At 52.4% G+C, this 25,785-nt stretch carries 31 protein-coding genes and 1 pseudogene; all 32 read right to left on the bottom strand.

Translation table 11 applies throughout. From position 1 onward, the window contains the following. Window positions 1-482: pseudogene (locus tag ACOTWU_RS22955) on the bottom strand (phage tail protein); the annotation flags it as partial. 58 nt (window positions 483-540) lie between these two features. After that, complete coding sequence (cor, locus tag ACOTWU_RS22950) at window positions 541-774, bottom strand: phage exclusion lipoprotein Cor (protein ID WP_017382566.1); 234 nt, start codon at window positions 772-774, stop codon at window positions 541-543. A 107-nt stretch (window positions 775-881) separates the two neighbouring features. Further along, window positions 882-1,505 carry a hypothetical protein gene (locus tag ACOTWU_RS22945; protein ID WP_242012116.1) on the bottom strand — a complete coding sequence of 208 codons (624 nt, stop codon included), beginning with the start codon at window positions 1,503-1,505 and terminating at the stop codon, window positions 882-884. 48 nt (window positions 1,506-1,553) lie between these two features. Beyond that, the gene (locus ACOTWU_RS22940; protein ID WP_047055349.1) at window positions 1,554-1,868 is read right to left on the bottom strand and encodes a hypothetical protein; all 315 of its coding nucleotides are present in this window, start codon (window positions 1,866-1,868) and stop codon (window positions 1,554-1,556) included. Window positions 1,869-1,911: 43 nt separating this feature from the next. Continuing rightward, the gene (locus ACOTWU_RS22935; RefSeq protein ID WP_220719656.1) at window positions 1,912-5,457 is read right to left on the bottom strand and encodes a host specificity protein J; all 3,546 of its coding nucleotides are present in this window, start codon (window positions 5,455-5,457) and stop codon (window positions 1,912-1,914) included. A 52-nt stretch (window positions 5,458-5,509) separates the two neighbouring features. Then, window positions 5,510-6,139 (bottom strand): tail assembly protein, encoded by a 630-nt coding sequence (locus tag ACOTWU_RS22930; RefSeq protein WP_045349467.1) that lies wholly within the window; start codon window positions 6,137-6,139, stop codon window positions 5,510-5,512. Between the two features lie 78 nt (window positions 6,140-6,217). Then, complete coding sequence (locus tag ACOTWU_RS22925) at window positions 6,218-6,715, bottom strand: type II toxin-antitoxin system death-on-curing family toxin (RefSeq protein WP_069595784.1); 498 nt, start codon at window positions 6,713-6,715, stop codon at window positions 6,218-6,220. 10 nt (window positions 6,716-6,725) lie between these two features. After that, window positions 6,726-6,905, bottom strand: coding sequence for a hypothetical protein (locus tag ACOTWU_RS22920; protein ID WP_025759425.1), 180 nt, complete (start codon window positions 6,903-6,905; stop codon window positions 6,726-6,728). Between the two features lie 392 nt (window positions 6,906-7,297). Beyond that, window positions 7,298-8,017 (bottom strand): C40 family peptidase, encoded by a 720-nt coding sequence (locus ACOTWU_RS22915; RefSeq protein WP_121478698.1) that lies wholly within the window; start codon window positions 8,015-8,017, stop codon window positions 7,298-7,300. Between the two features lies 1 nt (window position 8,018). Continuing rightward, window positions 8,019-8,774 carry a phage minor tail protein L gene (locus ACOTWU_RS22910; protein WP_121478697.1) on the bottom strand — a complete coding sequence of 252 codons (756 nt, stop codon included), beginning with the start codon at window positions 8,772-8,774 and terminating at the stop codon, window positions 8,019-8,021. After that, window positions 8,771-9,118, bottom strand: coding sequence for a phage tail protein (locus ACOTWU_RS22905; RefSeq protein ID WP_121478696.1), 348 nt, complete (start codon window positions 9,116-9,118; stop codon window positions 8,771-8,773). The genes ACOTWU_RS22910 and ACOTWU_RS22905 overlap by 4 nt, the downstream gene beginning before the upstream one ends. Window positions 9,119-9,174: 56 nt before the next feature. Next, window positions 9,175-9,528 carry a hypothetical protein gene (locus ACOTWU_RS22900; protein WP_020690998.1) on the bottom strand — a complete coding sequence of 118 codons (354 nt, stop codon included), beginning with the start codon at window positions 9,526-9,528 and terminating at the stop codon, window positions 9,175-9,177. Between the two features lie 76 nt (window positions 9,529-9,604). Beyond that, window positions 9,605-12,517, bottom strand: coding sequence for a phage tail tape measure protein (locus ACOTWU_RS22895; RefSeq protein WP_220719654.1), 2,913 nt, complete (start codon window positions 12,515-12,517; stop codon window positions 9,605-9,607). Beyond that, window positions 12,514-12,777, bottom strand: a complete 264-nt coding sequence (locus ACOTWU_RS22890) for a DUF1799 domain-containing protein (protein ID WP_045911865.1) — start codon at window positions 12,775-12,777, stop codon at window positions 12,514-12,516. The genes ACOTWU_RS22895 and ACOTWU_RS22890 overlap by 4 nt, the downstream gene beginning before the upstream one ends. A gap of 47 nt (window positions 12,778-12,824) precedes the next feature. Then, the gene (locus tag ACOTWU_RS22885) at window positions 12,825-13,136 is read right to left on the bottom strand and encodes a phage tail assembly chaperone (RefSeq protein ID WP_022651271.1); all 312 of its coding nucleotides are present in this window, start codon (window positions 13,134-13,136) and stop codon (window positions 12,825-12,827) included. Window positions 13,137-13,197: 61 nt separating this feature from the next. Next, window positions 13,198-13,869: a phage tail protein gene (locus ACOTWU_RS22880; protein ID WP_045911866.1), complete on the bottom strand. Its 672-nt coding sequence runs from the start codon at window positions 13,867-13,869 to the stop codon at window positions 13,198-13,200. A 57-nt stretch (window positions 13,870-13,926) separates the two neighbouring features. Beyond that, window positions 13,927-14,337 (bottom strand): DUF4128 domain-containing protein, encoded by a 411-nt coding sequence (locus ACOTWU_RS22875; protein WP_045911867.1) that lies wholly within the window; start codon window positions 14,335-14,337, stop codon window positions 13,927-13,929. Beyond that, window positions 14,334-14,918 (bottom strand): hypothetical protein, encoded by a 585-nt coding sequence (locus ACOTWU_RS22870; RefSeq protein WP_045911868.1) that lies wholly within the window; start codon window positions 14,916-14,918, stop codon window positions 14,334-14,336. The genes ACOTWU_RS22875 and ACOTWU_RS22870 overlap by 4 nt, the downstream gene beginning before the upstream one ends. A 1-nt stretch (window position 14,919) precedes the next feature. Then, complete coding sequence (locus ACOTWU_RS22865; protein ID WP_045343118.1) at window positions 14,920-15,270, bottom strand: hypothetical protein; 351 nt, start codon at window positions 15,268-15,270, stop codon at window positions 14,920-14,922. A gap of 1 nt (window position 15,271) precedes the next feature. Further along, window positions 15,272-15,754, bottom strand: a complete 483-nt coding sequence (locus ACOTWU_RS22860; protein ID WP_045343117.1) for a DnaT-like ssDNA-binding protein — start codon at window positions 15,752-15,754, stop codon at window positions 15,272-15,274. Between the two features lie 36 nt (window positions 15,755-15,790). Next, window positions 15,791-16,069 carry an Ig-like domain-containing protein gene (locus ACOTWU_RS22855; protein WP_198922624.1) on the bottom strand — a complete coding sequence of 93 codons (279 nt, stop codon included), beginning with the start codon at window positions 16,067-16,069 and terminating at the stop codon, window positions 15,791-15,793. Window positions 16,070-16,071: 2 nt separating this feature from the next. After that, on the bottom strand, window positions 16,072-17,025 hold the full coding sequence (locus ACOTWU_RS22850; protein ID WP_045911869.1) for a major capsid protein: 954 nt from the start codon (window positions 17,023-17,025) through the stop codon (window positions 16,072-16,074). Window positions 17,026-17,037: 12 nt separating this feature from the next. Then, window positions 17,038-17,808 (bottom strand): hypothetical protein, encoded by a 771-nt coding sequence (locus tag ACOTWU_RS22845; protein ID WP_047654296.1) that lies wholly within the window; start codon window positions 17,806-17,808, stop codon window positions 17,038-17,040. An 86-nt stretch (window positions 17,809-17,894) separates the two neighbouring features. Next, window positions 17,895-18,986 carry a phage Mu F like family protein gene (locus ACOTWU_RS22840; RefSeq protein ID WP_045331452.1) on the bottom strand — a complete coding sequence of 364 codons (1,092 nt, stop codon included), beginning with the start codon at window positions 18,984-18,986 and terminating at the stop codon, window positions 17,895-17,897. A 1-nt stretch (window position 18,987) separates the two neighbouring features. Continuing rightward, window positions 18,988-20,376 (bottom strand): DUF4055 domain-containing protein, encoded by a 1,389-nt coding sequence (locus tag ACOTWU_RS22835; RefSeq protein WP_180240931.1) that lies wholly within the window; start codon window positions 20,374-20,376, stop codon window positions 18,988-18,990. Window position 20,377: 1 nt separating this feature from the next. Next, window positions 20,378-21,685 carry a terminase large subunit domain-containing protein gene (locus ACOTWU_RS22830; protein WP_045349479.1) on the bottom strand — a complete coding sequence of 436 codons (1,308 nt, stop codon included), beginning with the start codon at window positions 21,683-21,685 and terminating at the stop codon, window positions 20,378-20,380. Further along, window positions 21,663-22,652 carry a terminase small subunit gene (locus tag ACOTWU_RS22825; RefSeq protein WP_023314672.1) on the bottom strand — a complete coding sequence of 330 codons (990 nt, stop codon included), beginning with the start codon at window positions 22,650-22,652 and terminating at the stop codon, window positions 21,663-21,665. Before ACOTWU_RS22825 ends, ACOTWU_RS22830 begins: the two co-directional genes overlap by 23 nt. Window positions 22,653-22,871: 219 nt before the next feature. After that, window positions 22,872-23,102: a hypothetical protein gene (locus ACOTWU_RS22820; protein ID WP_003859853.1), complete on the bottom strand. Its 231-nt coding sequence runs from the start codon at window positions 23,100-23,102 to the stop codon at window positions 22,872-22,874. Between the two features lie 1,095 nt (window positions 23,103-24,197). Beyond that, the gene (locus ACOTWU_RS22815) at window positions 24,198-24,467 is read right to left on the bottom strand and encodes a hypothetical protein (protein WP_023314673.1); all 270 of its coding nucleotides are present in this window, start codon (window positions 24,465-24,467) and stop codon (window positions 24,198-24,200) included. A gap of 7 nt (window positions 24,468-24,474) precedes the next feature. Then, window positions 24,475-25,104: a glycoside hydrolase family 19 protein gene (locus tag ACOTWU_RS22810; protein WP_023304238.1), complete on the bottom strand. Its 630-nt coding sequence runs from the start codon at window positions 25,102-25,104 to the stop codon at window positions 24,475-24,477. Continuing rightward, window positions 25,104-25,385: a phage holin family protein gene (locus tag ACOTWU_RS22805; RefSeq protein WP_022651286.1), complete on the bottom strand. Its 282-nt coding sequence runs from the start codon at window positions 25,383-25,385 to the stop codon at window positions 25,104-25,106. Before ACOTWU_RS22805 ends, ACOTWU_RS22810 begins: the two co-directional genes overlap by 1 nt. Then, entirely contained in the window at window positions 25,372-25,758 is a 387-nt protein-coding gene (locus ACOTWU_RS22800) for a phage holin family protein (RefSeq protein ID WP_006811578.1), read from the bottom strand. The genes ACOTWU_RS22805 and ACOTWU_RS22800 overlap by 14 nt, the downstream gene beginning before the upstream one ends. Window positions 25,759-25,785 lie beyond the last annotated feature (27 nt).

The raw sequence follows: 25,785 nt of genomic DNA, 5'->3' as shown, positions 1-25,785 counted from the left end.
AAACCGAGGTTTGTGCGAGCGTCAGCGACATTCGTTGCCCCGGTCCCGCCCTGCCCAATCGGGATAGCTCCATTACTCCCCTTCTGCGCCAGCTTACCGATCGCCGGAATAGTTACACGAGTGCCGTTGATGGTAACGGTGATGTTCTGGTTTGCTGAGGTGGTGGCGAACGTCTCCCACGCGCCGATGTTCTCGTCATACTCGTTGATGAGCTGAGACATGCTCTGCGCCAGGCCATCGACCGAGAGACTATCAGTAACAAGAATGCCGTACTTCTGGCCGCTGAGCGCCGGAGACGCTGCGGGTGTAACCGTCAGTGACGTCGCACTGTTGATGGCCGTGATCTGAAACATCTGTACCGGGTTAGAAAGAACAAACAACGTCTGGCCAACCCGAATCTGGCTGGCCGGTGCCGTCCAGTTCGTGCCGGTGCCGGTGGCTGTATTTCCGTTAATGGCGATGGTGCCAGTGTTATAAAGCATATTTTCTCCAGGCAATAAAAAACCCCGCCGGAGCGGGGTTTGTTCAAAACTGAATGGGTTAGTGGCAGGTGGTGCTGGTGAACGTGTTGGCGCTCACCCATGACCAGTTAAAGGGATAACCGGCGCGGTACTGCGTCTGATTATTTTGCTTGCGGACTCCGTAGATCTGGACGCTGCTTTCCTGTCCGCCAACCAGGGCTGTTCCGGTGCATACAGGTTGCTGCTTCTCAATAACGCCAGCGCAACCGGAGAGCAATACCGCTACCGCCAGGCAAAGAATCATATTTTTCATAGTTGTTATATCCCAGGGCATTCATGAAGCTACACAATAACAATATGAATCAACGGGATATAATTGATTTGGTAGATCAATTATTCGAAATTGATCGTTCAAAACGATCAATCATAGTTGGCGCAGTTAATGGCCATAATCACGTTCCTCAGATTCGAATACGCGACGTTTTGAAGGTTGCCGCCGGGGGTTGTCTGCGGTCTGGCGAATATCCGCGTATTGCTTCCCTCAAGTTTTGCCATGCTCTTGTATATGGCCATGTATGGCTGCGGCTGACCGCCAGCCGATATAACCCCGGTAATTAGCCCCAGCATGGCAGGCATACAGGCCCACTTCCCCGCCAGAGTTGTATTGATGTTGTATCCTGAGCTGGCATCCACCCCGGCGGTACCGAGGGTGACAACATCGCTCAGCGTGCGCGTTTCGTTTGTTAAAATCAGCGTCCCTGATGCATCCCACACAGCCAGCCCGTAGTCTGGCTTTGTCTGCGGGAAAATAGAGAAAAAATAAACGTACGCTGTGCCGGTCGCATTCGGTCTGAGAAAATCAATCGTGATGGTGTTCCCGCTTATCGTCTGGGTGATTTCGACCTCAACCGTGCAATGAACGAAGGCGACAACAGGCTGACCTGCGGGGAATGTGTGCGTCACTTTGGTATTGAACCCCGATGTTCCCTGAAGTGCCGCTGTCTTTCGCGCCTGAAGAGCGATTGGCGAGCTGTTCGCGGTCACCCATACTTCCCCGCTCGTGGTCGTCAGTAAAACGCCATACTCCACCATTTATGCCCTCTCGATCTGGAAAATGAGATAAGCCGCTGCCGCAGGCTCAGTCCCTGCTGAGTAGTCGGTATCGCCTATTGCTGACACTGTTGCTGTTCCCCCCGAAATGGTGATCTTCCTCCGACTCGTTCCAAACTGATCGCCGTTCATGCTCTGAAAATAGGTCAGCCTGCAACCCGGTGGAAGCGCTACGGTGTAAGAGCCTGTTTTCTGGTTCTGAGCCAGCTGGAGATAGCCACAAACGCTGACAGGCTTAACACCATAGTTATTTACATTGCCTGAGGCGTCCCATGTCTGAACACCATATTCCGCCATCCAGTCCTCCTGAAAAAAAAGAGGCCCCGTAAGAGGCCTCCCGTTACCATGTTCCCGTGATTCTCCCGATCTGCACCCTCAACACATTCCTGGAGTCCCGCACGCTGATTGTCTGGTTTGTCTGTTTCATGGACCCCTCACCAGCTGTCGAACCGTAGTTCTCAAACGTACCGCCCTTATCCAGCCTCCACCCGACTGAGCCAGCAACATAGTTATTGGACTGGATGTAGTTGCCGATCTTGGCGTTGCTGATGGTGCCATCACCTATCAGCGCGTCTCTGATGAACACCTGCCCGTTCTGGATAACGAACGGTAAGGTCACTGTGGCTCCGGCCTGGTGCGTTACGGCGAAGCGGTCAGCCAGGAAGATGACCTGTGACTGCATGCCGGATGGCGTGTTCTCGACGCCGATCCCCATCCCTGCGGCGTAATACTGTCCATTACTGGAGACGCCAACCTTGATGTTATACATCGCTTTCAGATCACCATTAACGTTCGCTATGGCCTGAGCGTTGGTTGTGATGGCTGATGTGTGTCCGTTGACGGTCGCCGTGATGCCGTTTATCTGCGTGGCGGTGGCCTGCTGGTAATCGGAGAAGGTCTGGTTCAGGCTGTTGATGGATGCCTTGTTGCCGTTCACGTCAGTCTGCAAACTCAGCAGCGAACGCGCCGTTGCCTCCCTCTCGTTGACGATCACCTCATCAATGCGGTCCAGCTGCGCGCTGTTACCGGCGACCGATGCCGACAGTGTTTTGCGCGCGGCCACCTGCGCCAGGTTGCCCTGAATAATCGCGATGGCGGAGTTCTTCACTCCCCCCGCCATGCCGTCCACAGACACGCTGATGTTATCGATGCGCTGGCCCAGCGCCGTATCAGCCGTTGCGACGGTCTGCTCAAGCTCTGAAAGAGAGGATGACACATCTCCGACCGTGCTCGACAGGTTAGTAACGCTGGTCTGAACCTTACCGATTTCCTGGGCGTTTTTTGCTATTTCCTGCGCCTGTTGCGCCAGTTCGTCGTTGGCCTGTTTGATGTCGTCAGCCATGCCAGCAATTTTTTCATTGCTGTCCACCGCGTTCTCGATCAGGTCTTTGAACGTATCGGAGCCTTTCATGTCCTCCAGGATTGCATCTGTGATATCGGATACATCGATGCTGGCCTGCCCGCGCACAAAGTCTGTATACCCTGACTCGTTTCCGCTGCGGTCCACCAGCTGCGCGCGGTACCAGAAAATTTGCCCTGCCTTAAGGCCCATCTGCTGATACTTGCGCTGCGGATAGGGTACGTCTGCCAGCAGCATCGCATCGTCTTCCGTCCCTGTCAGGCTGTACTGAATTTCCGTCTTCAGCGTGTCGTCGGTGTTCGCCGGGAATCCCCAGCTCAGCTCGATACCGAAAACCACATTATCAGAAGCGATGAAGCCGACCGGTTTCGGGGGATTGCCCACTTTACCGGTCAGCGTTTTCTCTTCTGAATAGCCCCACCCGGAAGAAATTTCTGCGGCATTGATGGCGCGCACCCGTACCAGATAACGCCCGGCATAAATCCCAGGAACGTCGAATGACGTGGTGGAGCTGCGCGGCACGTTAACCCAGTTCCCTTCGTTGCGGCGCCATTGCGCTTCATAGGCGATAGCGTTCTGCGCCTGGTCCCAGCTCACGCGCATGGTTTCGACGCTAATGTTCTGCTGCACCACGGAAAACGAGCTGATCACGATGTTCGCAGGCGGCGACTGGTTGCCAGGCGGGATCACGCTCACCGGCCGCTGGTCAATGATGGCTCCGGTATCAATGCGATCAAATTTATCCGGATCGTGATTTGCACCGACGATTGTGAACGTGCCGTCATTATTATCAGTTACCGTAATAACGCGATACTGCTGTGCGTAGAGCTCATCAGACTCAATGACCCATACGGCCTCAGCCACAGGCGTTTCACTGTAAGCGGTCGTAACGGTCACTTTATTGCCCGTTATCGACTGAATGGTGCGTGACTGTGAAACACCCGATGGAAGATTGACAATCATCCTGTCGGCTGGCGAAGCATCCGGCGCCCTGTCCAGCGTTAGCACGCGACCATTCACCGCAGAGATACGGCCGCCCAGGTCGCGCCCGGAGAGATTTCGGTCCGCTACGGCGATTACATAGCCAGGCTGTGGAATGTTGCCATCTTCCCCTACATTGAAAGTAACAACGCGATCTTTGTTGTTGGTCAGGATCCCCCATCGCCCTTTTCGGTTCGCCTCCGATTGCCGGGTACAACCAATAGCTGTTATCTCAAGTTGATTAAAACCATAACGCGAAACCAGCGCCTGTTCAAAAACAGGTTCCATCGCATCAGAATAGGCGTTATCGGGATCAGACCAGGATACGAGCGCATTGGTATAACGGTTCTTTGTGGTGCTGCTGGAATAGATAAACCGGCCATCGATAACGTTCGCATGCGTGTATGTAAAATCAACATCCCTCGGCATGTCCGCCAGCGCCACAATCTGGTCGTCGCCCCAGTAGGTCATCCCGCGGAAGATAGCAGCAAAATCACGCAGGACCGTATAAGCGTCGTTGCGTTCCTGAATGTAGACGTTGCAGGTATAACGTGGTTCGGTGCCACTTCCGCCTTTGCCATCCGGCACCATCTGATCGCAATACTGTGCAACCTGGTAAAGTGTCCATTTGTCTATGTTCGCTGTTGTGAGACGATCCCCAAGCCCGAAACGGTCGCTAACCACCAGGTCGTAGAATATCCACGCGGGGTTATCTGTCCAGGCCCATTTGAATGTCCCAAGCCACGTACCGCTATAAGTTCTTGTTTCCGGATCGTAAGTATCCGGTACGCGGATGACACGTCCACGTGGTTCACAGGCAATTTGTGGAATGGAGCCATTGAACTGGCTGGAATCAAACTCGATGTACAATAGAGCTGTGTTTGGATAGCGCAGTTTGGCATCGATGACCTCTGTATAACTTTGAAGCGTCATCGTGTCGCCGATTTTGGCACTGTTTGCGTCAGCGGTAATCTTGCGCAGTCTGATGGTCCAGGTACTGCCAGCTTTCGGTAAATCGATACGATGGCTGCGTTCATAACCTGATGTGGTTTTCCCGGTCACATTAGTATCAAGGACCTGTTGCCAGCTACCACCGTCCATCTGAAGCTCCACCACATAGTTGATGGAGTACCCTACTAAATCCCCGTTATCCTGCTGTTTGAAAAGAGATGGCCACTTCAGGCGCAGGCGAACCGCCGAAAGCTGCGTATTGGTGAAGGTATGCGTCCAGGCTGTTTCGCTGGATATTTCGGTACCGACGCTGATTTCATTTTCTGTGCCAGGTATCCCCTGAATGTAATCCTGAGCCTGTGTCCCTGGGCGAAACTCCCACACGACACCGCTGAAGTTCTCGGAACCATCAGCGTTTTGTAAAGGTGTGCCGTCAAGATAGATATCCCTCGCAGTCAGCCCACCAGCAAACTCCCCTTCACCGAGAACCATCAGTATTTTCGCTTTCGCAACGGACTGGAGATCATCGGGCTGCTCGACGGGAGTGCGGGAACTCGAGCTGCCGCCTTTACGTCCGGTAATTGTTTTAGCCATATCGCGCCCATAAAAAAAGCCACCCGAAGGTGGCCTGATTGACAAATATTTGTTATTGCTGGTCTTCTACGTAAATCCCGGCAGAAGCAACAGCGCCGCCGATTCGCCGCTTACCATAGAGAATGGGGACAGGGTTTCCCTGCGAGGTTGTGTTCGTCACTCCACCAAATGCATAGCTGGCGCGGTTATCTGCTGATTGCTTGCTGGCTAGCCCGGTAGTCTGTGGAGAAAGCATCTGGACTACGCCGCCGATCGCCATTGATGCCCCAATCCCCGCCACAGCTCCCCATCCACCAGCAAAAGCAGTCCCACCAATCCCGATCGCGGCCCCTCCCGTGACGAACGCAGCAACAGCGACAAGGGCAACCCCGAGGATTGTCTGAAAAACCCCGGCTCGCTTACTGCCGATGATCACCGGCGCGATGCGGATTTCCTCTGTGCTCCTGTCCATACTGAGCTCATCGTTTACGAGGTTTCGTTTCCCGCTGAATACCGCATAAGTTAAACCTCGTTGCTTACTGGTATTCAGGAAACGCTCAAAACCCGGCACGATAACGCTCAGGGCGCGGATGGCCTCTTTTGGTGAAGCTACTGATAAACGATATTCACGCCCGAAGGTGGCGCCCAGCACGCCATAAAGCCGGACGGTTCTGAGCGGTTCTTTATCGAGTGAAATTGCCATATTTACCCCATAAAAAAACCCGCCGAAGCGGGTTATATTATTCAGTATTAGTCAGCAAAAAACCGCCTCTCAGCGGATTCATTTGTTCGATATGATTCGGATGTAGTGTGAGGTTGCCACGAGAGCCTGTAGCGAATTTCCGCCAGTTGCACATAACGTTCTTGAATCGTACTCTCGAGACCAGTGACACAACCAATTTTCCAAGTCATCCACTGAATAATCCTTACGAGCCAACCCCTCAGCGATGGTTACGACCTCATCACTGGGTGCTGTAAGCTCATATCCATTCAGCAACAGAAATACGTAACCAGCCATCATGGCAGTGCGTTTGTTTGCATTTGCGAATGGATGATTCTGGATCAGGCTTTCAATTAGAACAGCAGACAGACGAAACATATCGTCTGTCTGCTCATAATATCGAATGGTACTTGGTCGTGACTGTGAAGAGCTGAGGTTATTCGGATTCAGGACGCCTATTGGTTCATTTGGCGTCTGAGTCTCGATCAGAGACCTGTTGATGTAAACGATATCGTCAATGGAAAGATAATTGACTCCCTCAACATACTCTATCGTCATCCGTTTCTACTCAGACCTTTGAAAGTTCTTCCATCGCCTTCTCGTAACGAGCAAACCCAAACTCAAAGGCGTTTTTAACTTGACCAGTATGTGAACATGTTTCGCTGATCGCTGCACGAGGTTTCGCCACCGTGGATTTGTCACGAGGCGGAATGTACAAGCGATCTGCCTTTTTTAATGCGTGACCCATGATTATCACCCTCATGCACGTTTGGCAGTGCTTTCTTAAATTGTAGGATGTAAACACACCCAAAGATTTCATGACCACTTCGAGTGGTTGAGGACAATTTAATACCATTCGTCATATTTGAGCAATGGGCCCATGTCTGAAGATAGATGCAAGTTCGACGAAATTTATCGCGGCCACTTTGCAAGTTAACCACCTTTTCGCAGAATTTACCCCTCAGGTAATAGTAAACTATTGCCACGTTCTCAGGAGATAGGCGGTGCCTATGAGCCGTCCTGAGCTTTCAAGAATGGCATAAATAGCACTTTTTGCACAAAATGTATGGCTTGGTTGGAATGCAGAACAACAAAGATTGCTGTAGTATTTCGCCCCCTCTGAATGGAGATGCTCAGATTTTAACCGCACCCTAATAAAATTTTATGTCTGAGTATCTTCATGGTCCTTTCCATCCAGTATCCGCCATAAGGTACGCGCTGGCTCAGATGTCCATAAAGGTGATGCAGTAGCATGTTGCCTTCCAGCAGAATCCCCGCATGATTCCACTTATCAGCCTGAACCTGCATGATCACCATATCGCTAGGTTTCGGCGGCCCGTCGAATTCACGGAATCCGCACTCGTACCAGCAATCCTGATAGAAGTTGTCCGGATAGTCGTTTTCCCACCAGGGATAATCGACCCGGTAATCGTGAAGCTCTATCCCGTACGTTTGCCGGTAATAGCTCATCACCAGCCCCCAGCAGTCAAAGTGACCAAGCACAAACGGGCGCTCGAGCAGCGGCAGTTCTCCACGCGGCTGGATGGTCCTTAAATCCCCCTCCGGCCAGCTCACGATATGCCAGGGTAAAAGCGTTGAGTCGCATTGCGCTTTATCCAGTTCGCTCGGCTGCGTAGTGGCGTCAGGGTGGCTGTGAACGATGGCGATCACCGTACCCCAGTCCTCAGCAACTGCGTAATCTTCCGGGCAGAGGACAAAATTTTCCTCCGGTGCCGCGGCAAGGTTCCGGCAAGGGAAATAACGTTCAACACGGCTTTTTTGCGCCACGACACCACAACACTCACGAGGATATTCAGCGGCTGCATGCGCCATAATCGCATCAATGGTTTTCTGACGCATATTAGCTCCTGATTAGTGAAGTACCCGGGAAACCACCGAACGGCAGTTCTTCATTCTCTCCGAAGCGAAGTTTGCACGCCGTGAGCGTGCCGTTACAGACATCAAGCGAGGGATCATCGACAGGATTATTATTGTTATCGAAGTATCTGGTTCCGGCATAATCGCAACCGTCACCGGTTCGGTACTTATTGCGCATGCACCAGGTGCACAGGGAATGAAGCTGGCGCGTGGGGATCATCTTACCCTGCAAAGACATCGGGCTATCGAGTACGAATTCGATACTTTCGCCCGGAATTTCGCTGCTTTTGCCATCGATGTAAAAAACTCGTTTTCTGACCTGTTGCGGATCAGCTGTTGCGTTACCAGCGAGGAAGTTCTTCGCATCTAGATAATGTGAATAAGTGTCATGGATAGTAACTTTGGCCTGTAGCATATCGTCATAAGCAAGGCACAGCGCTGTAATCTTGCTATCGATATCTGCAACCGTGAGCGTTGGCTGGGCGCTGTTGCCGTCTGTGGAGGCTTCAAGCCCTTCAATTTGATACGGCCAGGCGGCATATTCTTCCCCCTGCCACCAGATACTTTTCGCCTTCAGCTTTGATTCATCACCGCCAGCAGCGGCGATTTCTTCTTCCGTGTGCGGGAGGTTGTACGCGTGAAATCGCAGTACATCATCCACGCCGAACGTAGAGCCATCAACTTCGATAAGCCGGACTTTATTGCCGGGCTCAAGGCTTTGATAGTCTGCTGTGATCATGGTGCGTACGCCTGTTTGAATGTTGCGGAAATAGTCAGAACGTTGCTGGATAAGGGCTGTGACTTGATTGATTCGGCCTCAATCCGGTAGAGACCAGTTTCGCCAACTGGAGATGTCCAGATAAATGCCTTTGTGACGTGAGAACGAAAGAATTTAAGGGCCTGAAGCATGTCCGTTTTTTTGCCCGTGAGCGTGACAGGCCATGACTGTTTTTCAGGGTTAATGCCTTCCCCGGCGATCTGCTCATAGCCGTCGCCAAAGGTTGCAGAGCGGGTTTTATGGCTAAACGTTCCCTCCATTCCCGCCTGTATCTGCGTCCGCCAGGTGAACGTTTCCAGGGCCATGTTTGCTCCATAAAAAAAGCCACCCGAAGGTGGCTTGTGACAGTATGAGAAGGAGATTAGCGGGTTTCACAACCAAGCTGAGACTTGTCGATAATCTGCGTGCCTTCAACACGGTAACCATATGTGCCGAACAGAAATGCGTGGTTTAATTGATAAATAACAACATCGCTTAAGCCTACGGAACACTTATCTTTTTCAATAGCCCGATCCATTGCAGTTTTAACGCTTGGAATGCCCAGCGGGAAAATAACAATTGGAGCTTTGTCTTCACCAGTCACACGTTGACCTTTTTCAAACTTAGCTGCATTCAGGTTGTAATTTTTGGTACTACCAACGGTCATATCAGCAACACGAACAGTACAGCCAGACAACATTAAAGCCCCAAGAGCTAAGGCCACTACCTTCTTCATTGTACGTTTCCTTTAATTGCAATCGGAAACATCTTAACACGATGAATAATATGATCAAAAAAAACACCGAAGCGTCTTATCTTGATTTTGTTGCATTCCATATAAGGCCGCCAGGCTGAAGTTGTTTCGCAATACCTGCCCGAACAGATTGATCGATAGTCTGCTTGTAAGCACGTGAAATAGCGTCGTTACTCCCGGAAGATTGCTGCTGGTTGCCCTGGTTCTGTACCACCACGGAAGTTTGGACATTAACGCCGCCAGCACCTGATGTTCGTAGCCCATACATTGGCGCAGTACCAACATACCCGCCGTTTGCATAGCCCTGAGCACCTCGCATCAAAGCGTAAAGGTTGCCAACACCCAGCGCACTGGTTGCCTCCTTGGTGAATACGAATTCGCCACCATGCACCACGCCTTTTGGCTGATACTTTCCTCCATCCCCCGTGTAGCCGCCAGTATCAAATTCCGGAACTGCGCCACCATCAGAAAATCCAAAAAATGAACCAAATGAGGTCCCACCAAAGGCAGACTTCATTCCGTTGACCAGCGCCAACTGTGTCAGCATCTGGGCAGTTCCTTTCAAAAAGGTTGTCAGGAAATCTGAGAAGTTAGCTTTTCCAGTAGTAAAGAAGTCCGTTAGAGTGCTGGCCATGCCGGCGAACGCATTACTGGTGAGCGTCTGCACTTGGGAGTAAACATTGGTTGCGGAGTCCTCAAATTCAGCCCAGCCCTTTTTCGCGCCGGTCAACCAGTCGCCACGCAACCTGTCCTCTGCGGCATAGTAATTATTCGCCGCTTTGAGCTGCTTCTGATAACCAACGTCCTCCAGAGAACCGCCGGCGTTCACCCAACCTGCGGCAAGCTGACTTTTCGCGAGTTCACGCTGAGCTAACCGCTCGCTCATTCCAGCTCCACCAACCAAAGCAGCCTGTTTCTCAGCCATCTGCGTAACATATTTCTGAGAGGTATCCATTCGCTTGTTCAGCTGTTCCTGTGCGGTAATCTGATCACCCAACAGGGCTTTCTGCCGTGCCAACTGAAGCACCTGGTCTTTACTCGCCAGCAGGGATTGTTCCTGCTTCGTCAGTGAACGTGAACGCGAGGCTTCTTCCAGCACCTGAAATTTCGCCTCAGTGGTCCACAGATCTTTGCGCTGCTGGCTGATAGTGTCGTTCAGCCCTTTATACTGCTGAAGAGCACGCAACTGCGCCTGAAGCGCCAGCAATTCGGCCTGAGCAGTGTCAGTACTGCGGTCGCCAGCCGACACAGTGCCTTGTTTTCCTGTTTTCGTTTTTTTGCCAAACGAAGCGACTGTCTGCCGATCCTTCTCAGTGGTCGCGGAGCTTATCTTGCGGGATGTATCGAGGTACTTGCCTGCGCTAATGTCAGCTGCGTCCCAGTCCTTTTTCAGCTGAGATACGCTGTTACCATAAGCGCCGGCCATTTGTTCGTTATAGTCCTGCCATCCTTGCAAAGTATCAGTTTTCGCCCAGTCAGGAACGAGATTAATCGCAGCCGCGATAGAAGAAGAAATAATCTGGTTCAGCTTCTGGAAAACTATCGCGACGCTGTAATAAATTGCGTTAAATTCCTTTAGCGTGTTTGATGCCAGTTCAGCCACCCACTGACCGATGCTCTGCATAGCCTCAGACGCCCATCCCTTGATATCAAGCCACAGGCGGCCAAATGGTGTCAGCGAGTCGTAAGCCTGCTCTCCACGCTCTGCCATCGTGTCGCCAAACAAATCCATAGCTTGAGTAACGGCAGCGGTCTGGTCTTTCTGCTTAACTAAATCGTCAATGTGCTTAAGCTGTGAAACGGTAAGAAAGTTGAATTGCTCATTAAGGTTCTGAAGAGCCTTAACCGGATCCTTTTCAATATCCTTATAAGCCTTGGTAATGTCCTGAGCCGAAACAATACCAGTTTCAACTGCCAGCGCTGTCGCTTTGGTAGCTTTCTCAAGCTGTTGCTGGGTCATTGAGCCGATACCAACCAGCTCTGTCATCAGACTCTGGACAGTGCCCACCGTAGTCCCAGTTGAAGCAGAGATTGACTGGGAGGATGCCATAATCTGTAGCGCTGACGTACCGGCAATGTTTCCGGTGCGGATGATAGCTTTATTGATTTCGTCATATGCTGTGAAATAGTCCGATCCCGCTTTTGCCGCAATCAGTACAGCGCCAGCCAGACCACCAATCGCAACACGTGCCGGGGTTACCATGGATAACATCGCTTTTAGCGCGTTACCCACTCCGCCAAAGGAATCACGCAGCTGACCACCCTGCTGGATAGCGACCATATAAACCGGCATACCGGAGGCCAGTGAAGTCACAATATCCGTCATTTGCATTGGCAGGTAACGCATGGCATTACGGTACTGCCCCGCACTGATAGCTCCAGATTTCCAGGACTCTTCCTGCTCTTTTAGTCGGGCAATTATTGGCGCAGCGCGGTCCGACACGCCAAGCTGGGCCGCCTTCAGTTCGAGTAACTCTGCACGGGTTTTTCCGATAGCTGCAACCTGGTCCTCAAGTGAGTCGATAAAAGTTTTGCCTGCGGCAGTTGCCCGTTGCGCTGCCTGTGCCTGCTCAATGCGAGCTCGGCCCTCTGCTGTTTCAGATTCCATGACCTGCGCCAGTTTCGCGCGGGTCGTCTCAAGCACGCTGTTGTAACGAGTAAAATCCTCGTCACCCACCAGACCTTTGCTCCGGAATTTAGACAGGCTTTCCTGAATGGTATCCAGCTCGTCCAGCGCCTTGTTAACAGGGCTGATTTTATTCAGCAGGTTTTGCAGTTCCTGCCGTTGCTGTTTCAGGCTTTCGCTGTTTTTTTTCTGGTTGTCGATCCCGGTGCGGAACGTACTGTTCAGGTCATCCGCTTTACCTGCCGCGGCGGACGCAGTCTCCTGAAAGCGATCCAGTGCCTGGTTACCACGCTCCAGCTCAGTGGTATTTACGCGCAGGGAAATCGTGGCGATGTCGTTACTCATTCCGCCCTCTCTTTATGCATAACTTTTAGTGCGGCGCACTCCATGATTCGGATGTCCGAAAGCGCGGTTGCCTCGTCGTCGACGTTGTGCAGGCGCATCACCCAGGGCAGCACGTTGTAATCAAGACCTGATGCGCCTCCCATGCCCGTGCGCCACTGCGTGCTGACAGCCTGAAACACCAGGAATGAAGGCCATACATCTGGCCAGACGTCGATGTATTGATCGTCATAGTCATCCGGCGTAAGCCCATAGGGTGCCAGGTCTGCCGCTGTGGGTTCAGGCGTATAGAATGCAGAGGCAACCGCTATCAGTTTTTTTCGCGCTGCCCCATCAACTCTCGGTAGTAGGTTTCCGGGATTGCCTTCATTGCCGCCGGATAGTTTTCCAGCAGCACCGACAGGTTTTCCGCGTTGAATGCATCGGGAAGTGCCCAGCCAGCAATGATTTCCATCAGAAAATCAGTGGCGGTTTTGCCTTCCATTTTCTCCAGATCCGCCAGTTCTTTGAGTGGCTTGTGATTGAATGTGAATGTCAGCACGCCATCCTCATCGCCAGCGCGCGGGATCGAGACGTTGGCCTTAAAAGTTGGTTTGGGCTGAAGGGTGAATTTAGTCGCCATCGTTGCCTCTTAGTGAAAGAAAGCCTCCATGGAGGAGGCTTAGACTATCGTTATGCCTGGCTTATGCCGCGGCGCCTGTGATTTTGTAGAACGTCATTGCTGGCGATTGCAGGTTCAGCACGACGCTTACCGTTTCGACTTCGTTCACCGCCGTGGTCGGCGTGTCGTCAAAAGATGCCGTGGCCGCCCAGTAACGATTCTCCTTCGCCTTCGGAACGTACATATAAGCCGCCACAGTCTCTTCGTCTTCATCCAGCTGGCGCAGCAACGGATATACCGGGAGACTTGAATCGTGAGCGATCGAGTAAGTCTGAGAGACGGCAGATTTATAGGTATTCAGGTTGCGCTGACGGTCATCGCTGAGGAACTGAATCTGCGTGGTGTTCTGATCACCACCGGATTTCGATACCTCAGTGATTTGTGGCAGTTCGGTCCATTCTTCAATTTTGCGAATAGAGCCGGAACCGCCGCCAGCCGCGTATTTGTTTTTGTTGGTGGTATTGATGTTGCGAAGAGTGACAGCATTCTCCGCAATCGCGTCGATTTTCGCGATAACGTTATCAATACCCGACCAGTTGCAGTTCACGTGAACGATATCACCGACCGCGATATCGTCCGCGGAGCTGACGGTGATCACCGCGTGCTCAGCATTCGTCGCGCCGGTGAAAGTAATGGCTGGGCCGTAGCCCGAGGCCAGATAAACATGAGCGCCGTTAGGCAGTGCGAAGCCCATAATGGTTACTCCTGTGAAATTAGAAAACCGGCACAATGGCCGATGATTTTGACGGGGTCAGTTAATGATGTCGGCCCGGTAGTTCAGGCTGATGGGAATGGTGTAGGAAACAGCTGTCGGGATACCGCGAAAAATTGCTGGCGTGCTGGTGATCCAGCAGGTGAAGTCACTTCCTGCAATTTCCTGCCCCTCAGGGAACAATTCCACTAATCTGCCCGCCAGAGAAACGACTGAGGTACGGCCTAAGCCGGCTGGCGCCACGACATTGATCTGGTACACGCCTGAATAAGTCCGGCAGCGCAATCCGAGATCGATTGTCCGCGGCGTAACGGGCATATCGTGTACGGCCAGGTATATGTCGTTAGCAGGAGGTGTAAACGGCACGTTCTCCCATGCAACTGAAATGCCCTCGGCATCGGCCCAGGTACCCAGTCTGGCGGCCAGTGCAGATGCAATATCAGGAATCACCAGGACACCTCCTTGATAGCTTCCTCAAAGAAGCGTTGAAACTCAGCAGCGGTTATACGGACCATTCCGCCCGGTGCCTGTGTGGAATGCCCCATTTCAAGCGGGTATGCATACGGGACGTTGTTGCAGAAATAAATGGCCTTCATCCCGACTTTGAACAGTGACAGCGTGTAGTTCCCGGCTGCTTTTGTCAGGTCGCCGGTCTTGTCTATTCGTCCCGTTTCATCAGTTGTCGGAGCATCAAACGATACCTGCCAGTTACCGCGAAAGCGTCCGCCCGTATACCCCGGCGGTGCTTTGATATCCATCCCATCCACCACCCGGGCTTTTTTCTTCAGTCGCCCGGTTTTGGTCAGGTTGTCGGGATTTGCCCGCTGCGCCTCGTTATGGTCGTAAACAGCGCGATTATAGGAAACGGCTGTCTGGTTAACTTCCCACAACTCCGGGTTGCCCACTGGGGACATCACCACCAGCTGGTTAAGAATTTTGATTCCGACGGCGCGCACCACTGCTTCCTGATTCGTTTTCGCCTTATTGACGAATGCTGTGATTTCAGCGAGGAATGCCGTGTTCTCTCCCATGCTATGCCCTCAACTGCGCTTTGTAGCAGAGTACCAGCGAGGCAGGTTTTGCCGGGTTGGGTTTGATAACTCGGTGGGCTGTGCCATCAATATCGACTACGTCGCCGATTTTAATTTCCTGCTCTGCCGTAAAAACGATCTGCACGTCGCCGTTAACGATGACCGTTCCATCTATTTCGCCGGGTGCGTATTCCGTTTTAACGCCGATCGCAGTGAACTGAACATCATCCGTTTTATGCTCGACTCCACCGATAACCGTTACTGAACCCTTGCGGGTGACGTTGTATAACGCTCCGTTCTGCCTGAGCATGCGCGTTGTTCTGGCCTGCATACGTAGGTAATCAATCGCCATATCAGACCCTCTCTGCAAATGCATTGATGGCGAAACCTCGACCACCAGCAAGGTCGCCTAACAGCGCCATGACAGCAGGATAGGACGGCGTGAAAACTTCACCATCTGCGACCGCATAGGTCATGGTGACAGCACCTTCCACACGTTCAGTTTTCACAGCGGCTTCGCGCACGCTGGAGAGTAAATCTCCGTCGATTGCCTCTACCGCCAGCATGCACTGCGCGGTTAAAACCTGCCGTGGAACTTCATCCGGCGGGAAATCATGTTCATCCAGAACGACATTCACGCGTGGCCATGCCAGAGCCTGTCTCGGGTCAGCTTTTGAGCCTACCCAGTCCAGCCCCTCCAGGTAATCCATTGCCTTAATCAGCAAAGGTGTGAGCTTGCCAGGCAGTTCAATGCCGCGTATTTCCGCAAATGAGGCAAGATCCTCTTCACTGACGTAGCTGTTGGCATCAGGAGAGGTGATATCGGTATTGATCATCGAATCATCCTGTTTATGGGGCTTTCGCCCCATTCGTTATTCTCCGGCAGGCGCAGTGAAGGTGATCTCATCAGTGGTTTTCGCCACTCCTTCAACCGTGCTGGTTACCGTGAAGGTGCCAGCAACGTCTGATGTGAGTTTCACCGTTGCACCACCAGCAGAGCCGGTTTGAGAACTGGCCGTGCTAAGCGTGCCGCCTGTGGAAGTCCACGCGACGGTTTTACCGGATACACCGGAGCCATTCAGCGTGTACTTAAGAGAAACAGTTACCGCGTCTGTGCTGTCAGCAGTTGCGGAGGTTTTATCCGCTGACAGAGTTACTCCCCCACCGCGGATTCCAGTTTGATGAGAACGCCCGCAGTGGATTTGTTACTGGTGAAGTGTTTCTTCCAGTTGCCCGCGGTACCGATGGCGGTCAGGTCAGGATTATCACCTTTGGCGGTATCCCAGCTGTAGCCCAGCAGTTCAACGTTCACGGTACCTTCAGCGCGATAGCCAATCGCAAGGTTTTCCTGATCGTTGATATCGTAGGAACGGAAGCCTGGTGCCTGAGACTCGGTAACAGTCACTGCGCCGGCCACCAGCCCAAGGATCGCATCAGCGTCCATGGTGTCGGTTACCAGCACAGGTTTACCCAGCGTGCCAGGCTGCCCGCCGTAAACCACCACGCCAGCTTCTTCGTAGATTTTGTTGGCAATCGCCTCATCAACAATGTCGAAGTAGGTCGCAGAGTGCATCACGAACAGAGCCACGCGGTTAAACTTGTCGCCGTATTTACGCAGGCCACGCGTCAGGGTCTTTTTACCGTCGGTCGCAATGTCGGCGGTTACGACCATGTCGGTGTTAGCACCAATCGCCGCAGTCAGTGCTTTCAGACCATATTTCACGTAGCCTTCCAGCGTGGCATCTGCCACATCAACGCCGATCACTTCGGAGAATTCGTCGACAGAGCGGCCGCGGCGTTTGAATGCCTCTTCGGTGGTTTCATACGGGCCATATTTCCACGGTGCTTTGACGGATACGGATTCACCGGCGCCAATCTTCTTGCCGGTCACTTTATCGGTGGAGTTCGTGTCACGCGATTCGATAGAACCGCCCACTTTGTAGAAGGCTCGCTTGCGGAAATCACCTTCAATCAGTTCGTTATCCAGCAAAATCGCACCGTTGGAGGAAGCGTTGAACACTTCCAGGTTGTCCTGGCGACGCTCAAGAAACGCGGTCTGCGCCAGATCGTCATAAATAACCAGGTCGGAATTAACAGTCGTTGCCATGGTTTGAATCCCTTATTTCGGAAGTTTGAGGAAGGCCTGCTGGCCGTGTTTGCGGATGTAGTCCGCTTTGTCGCTGGCGCTCATTTCGGAACGTTTCAGGCTTCCACCACCGTTTGGCTTGTGTACACCCGCGCCCGTGCCTTCTGCGCGCGGGAACAGATGTGGAGCCGTCTCCTTGAGAGACTCCGCCCATTCAAGCGGGCTTAGTGGGGTTTTGCCGTCTTTGCCGAACAGAACATCGCCATTTGCATCAACTGCTACGGCCTCGCCTTCGTCGTTGAGCTGGAATGTGCCTTTGGCACGCAGAATAAGATCGTCAGAAGCTTCAGGCAGCGCGCCCGCTTTGGAGGCTGCTGCACGGATTGCATCCCCGAGAACCCGATCCCGGAATTTGTTGGAGAACGCTTCAGCTTTTTCCGCGCGTTCGTTTGCCGCTTTGATCTGCTTATCAACGTCAGCACGCAGGCGCTCGGTACGCTTATCCAGCACCTCGTCAATTTTTCCGGCGGCGATAAGCTTCGCCTCTTCATCGTCAGAAAAACGCTGGAGAATGCCGCGTACAGCGTCTGGGTCGATACCGTCAAAACGTGACAGGTTTTCTTTTTGCTGCTTGATGGTGCCCAGCAACTCAGAGTTTTTTGATTTCAGGCCTGTAACTTCACTGGTCACACGCTCATCAATCAGCTTCTGGATTTCGGGGGTGATTTCGATACCGCCACCACCACTGCCCTCACCGCCGCTTTCAGATGCGTAATATTTCAGAAGCATGTTTCGAATTAACATAATTTCCCCTCGGGATTTTGTCGGGCCTCGCCCATAAAAAAGCCCCGGCGGATGCCAGGGCGTGTAGAAAGTGATAGTTGCCAGGTTCAAGGACCTGATAGCTGCTTAAGACGTTCCAGGCTGATCCACTCGCCTTTGTCAGTGAACATATCAGCCAGGTCGATTTCACCCGCGCGGAACAGACGGCCACGCTCGGCACCCAGAACCTGATCCTGCCTTTGAGCTGGCTGACGCGCGAGCCATTCAAGATACGTGGTTTTAGCAGGTACCTGCCCATCCATGCTGGCACGAGTGCCCTCGTCCATCTCATCAATATCAATGCCGAGTTCGCGCCAGGACTTGATAATCAGAGTTTCAGTAGAACGGCAACAGAAATGAATTTTCCCGGGCCCTTGCAGGTAAGGTACTTTGTGCCCGATCGGTTTATTATCCAGGGTGTAGCGCAGCAGGTCGCGAATGATGCAGTCGTGACTGGTTTTATTGTCCAGCGTAGACAGCCACTGCTTACCATTCACGATGTCGCTGTTGGCGCTGGTGAAGCTGTTGCGGGCGGTAGCAGCCAGATGATTCACGGCTGTTTTAGCGATGCTTGCGGCATTTGCCCTGCTCATCTGGAGCGCGCCGTCGCGATAGTCTTTATTGGCATGACCGCGCACGCTTCGGGCGATGGTTTCAACCGTGTCGCCAGCAAGATAGCCACGGCGTACAGCGTTTACGATCCGCGCCAGCCTGTCCGATTCCAGATTCTCCGTCCACTCACTCAGCAGGCGCCCCTGAAATGGCTGAGCCATCGCCGCGGCATAAACCATATCAGCGGTGATTCCCTGTAGCGGGTAGCGTGCCAGCACCTGTGAGGGAAGAAGGGAATCGAACAGGCTCAGCTGATAACTGACCTCATTCCTGGAAAGCGCAAGCAGTTCCCCTTCTAGCCCGGACTGCATCGAAGCGACAGCCTGATGGTTAAGTTCGCGTACGCTGCCGAGCAAGCTTTCCAGACGTGTAACCGTGAAGCTATCAGCCGGGAGCCGATCCAGTGCATCCAGCAGGCGGGCAGACAGTTCTGCGTCTGTCTCGTTGAGCAGCTTCACCATTCGGTTAGCCACGCCCGTCGCATAGCGGCTAATCCAGACGGAATGGGTAATGGCCTCATCCCGCAAACTTTCGTTGACTGTTGCCATATCAGCCCCCGGTCAATGAGGGCGCCTGATTGCGGAGCGCATCAATCACATCATCCGGGCTGTCTGCCGGGTTGATGAGGTCGAGTTTCTGAAGCGCCCGAATCATGTCAGTATCACGCAGCGCGCCGGACTGCCAGGCGTTAACAATAGCGGTGACCATCCCGGATTCGGCAACCTTCGCGATGAATTCCTGGTTGATGGTGTAGCTCGTCGATTCGTCCTTAATTCCGAGGTATTTCGCACACCAGCCCAGCGCCAGCGTGTAAGCCTCGGAAACGTTGGAAACACAGATACCCAGCACTGACGTTGATGCGCTCTGTTCACCGCTTGCCTGCGTTGCAGTCTTCGCCGTGGCGTTCTGCTCAATTAACCTGGCGCCCAGCTGCACCATGTAATTGCGTTTGCTGTCCATGGCCTCTTTAGCCAGCATGTTCGGCTGCGCCTGGGCATAGCCAAACGAGCCATCTTTGGGAAGCATTAGCGGTGAACGGGAACCAATTTTTACTCCGGTCTTCTCAAGGTGATCGCGCCAGTTTGTATCAAGCCCAGTAATATACGGCTGCACCTGACCACAGAACCACACGCTGTCCTCATAGTCAGCGCTGTTTCGATAATGGCCATGGTTTATCTCCACCAGAGCGGCCAGCGGAGAGTCATCGATAGTGGGATCGTTGTTCTGAGCACCGACAAAGGTGAACGGGATTTCATCCCAGTATTCCTTCCCTTTAGGCTTCGGATGATATTCACTGTCGACGGCATAGGTTCCGCTTGCAGTGCCACCTGCCCGGCGCCATACCCGGCAGATAAACTTCCCTTGTTCCAGCGCCAGCTCGCGGTACTGAATTTCGTCCTTATAAGCGTAACCATCCGGCTCTTCTACGCATTCGCGCAGGACCACCAGCACCAGCTGATCGCGTCCGTTAATTCGCTTTGTTCGCCAGTTGATGATGTTCTCTGCCGGATAGCGGAGAATGATCGCTTCGTCTGATGCCTCTGCATAGTCAACATAAAGCCCATCACGCGCCACCTCCAGCACGTTTTCAACCACCATCTGCGACTGCTGATAAATGCTGGTACCCGCCCCGTCAGCATTATCCAGCAGGTATTTCAGCTTCTCCGGGCCGTTAAACGTTGGGTCTTTGCGATACGCCATGCCAAGCATGCCGATTTTCGTGTTGCCGGCAATGGCATAGAACACCGCGCGACTCAGATAGTCTTCGTTGCGTTTGCGGTTACGCGTGGATTTATCGGTTGGGTCGAGATACGGCAGATACTTATTACCTGCCGCTTTTACGGCCTCAGCCCCTTTGCAAAAGTCCCTGTATTTCCGCCAGGCAGCAGAAGCCGCCCGGTGTTCTGGTCGAACCCAGGTGATGTCGTCGTTTGCCATATCAGAAAGTGGTATCCATGGTGATTGAGTATGCCGGTTTCACGATGGGGTAATCCTTCACAATGAAGTACCCACCAGCATCATTAGGGTGATCGTTATCAGCTGATTTGTCCGGTTCGCCATTAGCCGCCCAGATTTGCTGCTCGAGGCTCTCGGTGTAAACCGGGCAGTTTTGAACGTTCACAAGGTAGCGGCGCTCGCCGTTGGCGTTGCAGAACATGGCGTTCATTGAGTTAATGCGGTCTTTAACCGGCGGGTTGGCATCATCAACGATGACACTGAAGCCGGCATCGTTAAGCTGGGCAATATCCGTCTTGCTGGCGTTCTGCGATTTGCGGGAGTCGCCTGACGCATCCGGGTAGATGTAAATCTCCCGGCTCTTCACATAACGCCCATCCTCATATCGCCAGAACTCTTCCTGGATACGCTTAATCATCGCCGGCGTGTCGTAGACTTTCACCAGTTCGCGAACCGCGCGCGGTAGCCCGTTACGCTTTACGTGAACAATCGCGGCCATTTTCCCTACGTTGAAGTCCATACCGATAAACAACGGATCCCCATCCTGAATCTCGTCAGAACAGTTGTTCAGTTTACGGTTAAAGGTGTGGTAAATGGTCCCACTGTTGAGGTTGGTGAACTTCCCGCGCAGGTATGCCTGAATCAGTTCATCAGGATAAGAACTCAGCAGCGAGGAAATGTAATCCGGGGGCAGGTTCTTCGCGTTGTCGAACGTGCTGGCCTGAATCAGCCCATACAGAGCAGAAAGCTCAGGCTTTTCGCGGACCGCCTTCACGAACTGCTGGTAGACGAACTTGAAGCCCTCCGGCGTAGTCGTTACATCGATGCCGTTACGCAACCCGTCGACTTTGTAACGCATACGGGCGATGATTTTTCGCCAGGCCTGCTGCGCTTTGGCAGCCGCCATGACGTCCAGTTCATCCACCATCGCATTACCGATTTTGAAACCAACTATCGAGCCTGGCTTCTCCATTGAGCGGCAGATTGTGGTTCCGCGGTATCGTCGCCCCTCGTAGAAGTGAACCTCTTTGTTCCCCTCATTGATTATGACGCTCAGCCCCCAGTCAAAGGCCACTTCCTCAATCGTCGGGTAGAAGATGTCACGGATCTGCGGGTACGTCGGCGCGAAATAACCCTGGTTGATTTTAGGGTGCTCCCACATCCCCTTACAGATGCCGCCACAACCCACCCACGTCTTACCGGAACCGAACCCGGCAACGTAGGCTTTGAATTTGTGCTGCATCGCGAGGAAACGCGCCTGAGGAATGTTAAGTGTCGGGCTGATCCCCATCTTCCGCCCTCGCGTCCACTACGTTGATATTGATCTGAACTGGGGTCGGTTCGTCACCATCACCATCACCGGCCAGCTCTTTGCGGAGTTTCTCAACCTCCAGCTGCCGGCGGTCGATTTCGATCTGCTGGAGACGCTGAGCGAACTCGCTATCCGCCAGGCCAAGCCGTTTCATTACGGCTTCGAACATACGCTCACGGCTGATAGCGGTTATCTCGACGCCGTTCTTTCCGACCTTTACGCCGGAGTAAGCGAGTCGCGAGACTGGCGAGAGTTTACGCGTATCAGCGAAGTAAGGCTGGCCGATACCATCGCCGTTACAGCGTGGGCAGGCAGGGTTAGGCTCACGATTATGGTCATAGCCATAGCCACCAACATCAGCGGGCTCGCGACTTTTCCGCTCAAGCGCTTCGAGTCGTTTCTCTTCGAACTCCACCATATCGCGCCACTGGTACTGGTGACCGAATCCCCAGCAGTAACGACACGCGCCGCGGCGATACTGCGATAGCTGGTTTGCATCGAAGGTGGCAAGCTGCCACATCTGCGCGAGGACTTCATCGGCACCGCCAAGCGTGCGCGCAATGGAGGCTTTCTGTTGTTGTGCAATAGCCTGGGCAACTGAAGTTTTCTGAAGGAGTTGATAACCAATTTGTTCAGCGGATTTTTTGCTGTAACCCGCCCTGATAGCTGCTTGTGTGGCGTTACCATCCTTTAGGTATTCCGCAACAAATAAGCGTTGCTGAGCAGTAAGTCCATCATCATCCATCAGCTCATTTGCGCTTTGTTCTTTCTGCGCAATGCGCACTTTTTTCTGCGCAGGTTTTTGCGCAGAAGTTTTTTTGATATATCGACGGGCGGTAGCGTAGTTCAGTCCCTGCGCTTCACACCATTCCTTTGGTGATACGCCGGTTGCGGCATGTTCGGACAGGAACCGTTGCTGAAGCTCTCCCCAGTCCGGTTTTGCCATTATTCACTCCAATAAAAAAAGCCACCAGCGAGTGCCAGTGGCTTGAATGTGGTAATCAGAAATGGGTTCGAACCGTTGGGACAAACAATATTAAGCGCTCACCCGCTGGATTAAAGTAGCATCACGCTTCGTCTGGCCGATATGAACTCCTGTATCACTCTACTGACGTATAGAACCAAGCATGACCCATCCTACTGCTACGCGCCAGTCTCGCTGCTTTCAACCAATCAGAGCATCATAAGCCTCGATAATTTCTTTCCTGCTCACGTATCTGTCGGCTGCCACCAATATGGCTCCACTTTCGCCTTTCAGAAAAGTTGAAAAAAAAATCACCACATCCAAACACCTCACCTCATCATTAGCATACAGATAAAGAATCTTGCTCCGATAACTTCGAATTTTCAGCAACTTAGCAGGCTCATCATCAGCAAAAATCAATAGCTGTGCCATAAAATCTCCTTCTACACATAATTCCTTACAAGAGAAGATTGTTAGTCCCATGAACACTCAATCACATTGACGAATCTTTTGCCTGTGATTTACGTTACCTTTAATATCCCAAAAGTCTTTTTTAACTCATACACCTGAATTCAATTCTGAAAGAAGTGAAAATGGCAGCAAACAAATCACCAGGAGTTTAAGTTTATTTAATTAGTTATAGTGCAGAATGCTTAACCCTGTATATAGAGTTCGCTTCTTCGCACTTTTCTTTCAAGTATATGAACCGGGTGGATACTTCACTGTTTGAGCAGTTCGTCACAATGCAGTAACCCTCTACCCACGCCTTTTCATCCTTTTCGGCAAACAAACTTTCGAAAATGGCAACCCAAGTGCTGTTAGGCATGCGTTCCAGTTCAAAATACTTCATTGTCCCTCCCTCACGAAGGGTTCTGTACTCATCCAATCCTAAGATTTTCATACTGCATCTCACGGTCTTTTTAATGTTATGATTTCTAGCATCATATCCAGGCTTTTCCTACCCCAAAATCCATGGGACTCTGCATTTTATCATCATTAGCAACCAGCAGATGAGCTTTGTAATAGATGAAGAATGCGCATAAGAAAGCCATAGCTATTCATGTGACATGCCTGTCCTCAGTATTGGATTTAGGTTACCTTCTGGATAAAAACTTACCCATCAACATTAAAAATACAACGATTCCAACAGGCACTCCAACAATAGGTGTAGCGAACGCGCTTACTCCCACGGCGGCAACCATACCTCCCAAAGTACTAAACATGATGGGTATGATTAACATAATGATAGCCTGGGGTATTCCTGCCTTCCAGAGGAATAACACCATAATGACAACAAAGAACACCATGAGAAAAGGCATTGTTTGCCCCCTTAATTAAACACACTCTCTATATAACGACCATTTGGAAAATTTATTTAGTTATCTTTCAATTAAGGCCTACTTGCAGTTCGCCTGCCACGCTTTGTTATGCGCCAGGATGTCGCGCTTCGTCTGCCTGTCCAGTACATCCCAGTCGTGCGCTGTGCAGTAGATGGGTTTAACCCAGTCGCAAGACGTATCGGCTACCTCAACCCTTACGGGTCCAGTTGTCCCGCAGCTCGCGATCAACATCGTCGTCAGACATATGGTTAACAGTCTGCTGTACATTGCTGGCCTCTTTCGTTGCTTCTACCCGGCGTTCGGCTGCTGCGACCGTTGCCGCTGCGTTATCTTTGGTGCGCTGCTGGTCGGCTTTCGCTTCAGCTTTGCTGGTGCCGCGAATATGGCCCAGGCCAAAAGCGCCTGCAATGGCGGAAATCACCAGTGCGGCCAGCCCGATTATCGTTTCGATACCCACTCTCACCTCACACCAAAACTGATTTCGCCAGATTAAACAGCGCACGGCGTTTATCCAGCCCGTTGCGGCCGCCATTGATTAACAGTGTCACGCGCTCAATGTCGCCGGAATGAAGAAGGCAACCGCGGGAGGCATAGAACCATGCGGCAGAGCGCGCGGCGTATTCATCCTTTTCAAGCAGCTCCGGATGAGTAACAAGGTCCAGTTTCAACGCCTGGCCACAACTGCGATAGTTGCTCAGGCCGGTAATCTGTTTCAGCCCACGACCGCGATATTTCCAGCCATCACCAGCGACCTGATTGCCAAGGTGTTCTTTTCCCCACTCACCACCGTATACCAGATTGGCGATCGCTTTCTGGTTTGCCGGTTGCGTTGCCGTTCTGCCAAGTGCGGCGGATTGCTGTTGAGTGATGCGGTGGCTGCCGAACGTCGGTACCAGGTTTTCAACCGCGTAATTCAGGTTCTCCACCAGTCGGGTAAATCTGGTGCTTTCATGCCCCATCTGGGCAATAAACATGGCCTGATCAAGCGGTGCGGTGATGCCGTATTCCTTCATGGCGGCGTCGATATGCGGAAACCAGCGCGCAGCTAATCCGGCGCTGATACCAGCCGCCTTCTGAAATTGTGATTGGTTCATTAGTGCCTCAGATGATCAACCAGACGTGCAACGTTGCCTTTGACGGCCACCAGCACGGAAAGGAATATGATATTGGCCGCAATGGTGGCCCATGATGAATGCGGGTAGATCCCACACAGGTACGCCAGCGGTACAGCGCTGTAAGTGACGGTAATCAGCCAGGCTAAACGCGAAATCCATGGCCGATGCCGCGAATCACCACGGCGGTAAAACATCAGAGTAATTACAACTCCGGCGCAGAGCAGCGCGTTGATAGTTGCTGTTGGGTCATTTAGTACCACCTGAACCTCCCCGGCGCGTTATCAGCGCCACCAGCGAGCCGATGTCCTGCTTGTTCAGGAACGTAAGGATTTGAACGGCTAACGCAGAAGCTATTACGGCACCAATAGCATCCAGAGGCTTCTCGGTGTACCCCGTCCAGGATGTGAGTTTTGCCCCCAACAACCCCGAACAAAGAATGCCGACGATATACGACACGAAGAAGTATGCCAGGCGACGTAACACACTCAGGTCAGCCGCTGTCGCTATGTAGAATACTGCGCCTGCAAATGCTCCAAAAACAACACCGTAATCAGTTCCGGTCAATAGACCGTAAACACTGGCTCCAGTCAAAGCTAAACCGGCCAGCCCTGTGCCGGAAAATGGATCGGACATAGGTCTCCCCTCATATAGCTGTGTATC

This window comes from Enterobacter cloacae complex sp. GYL001 (assembly GCF_049237125.1).
Taxonomy (GTDB): Bacteria; Pseudomonadota; Gammaproteobacteria; order Enterobacterales; family Enterobacteriaceae; genus Enterobacter; species Enterobacter hormaechei_C.
Note: the sequence above shows the minus strand (reverse complement) of the source record. Positions and strands in the feature narration are given on the sequence as shown.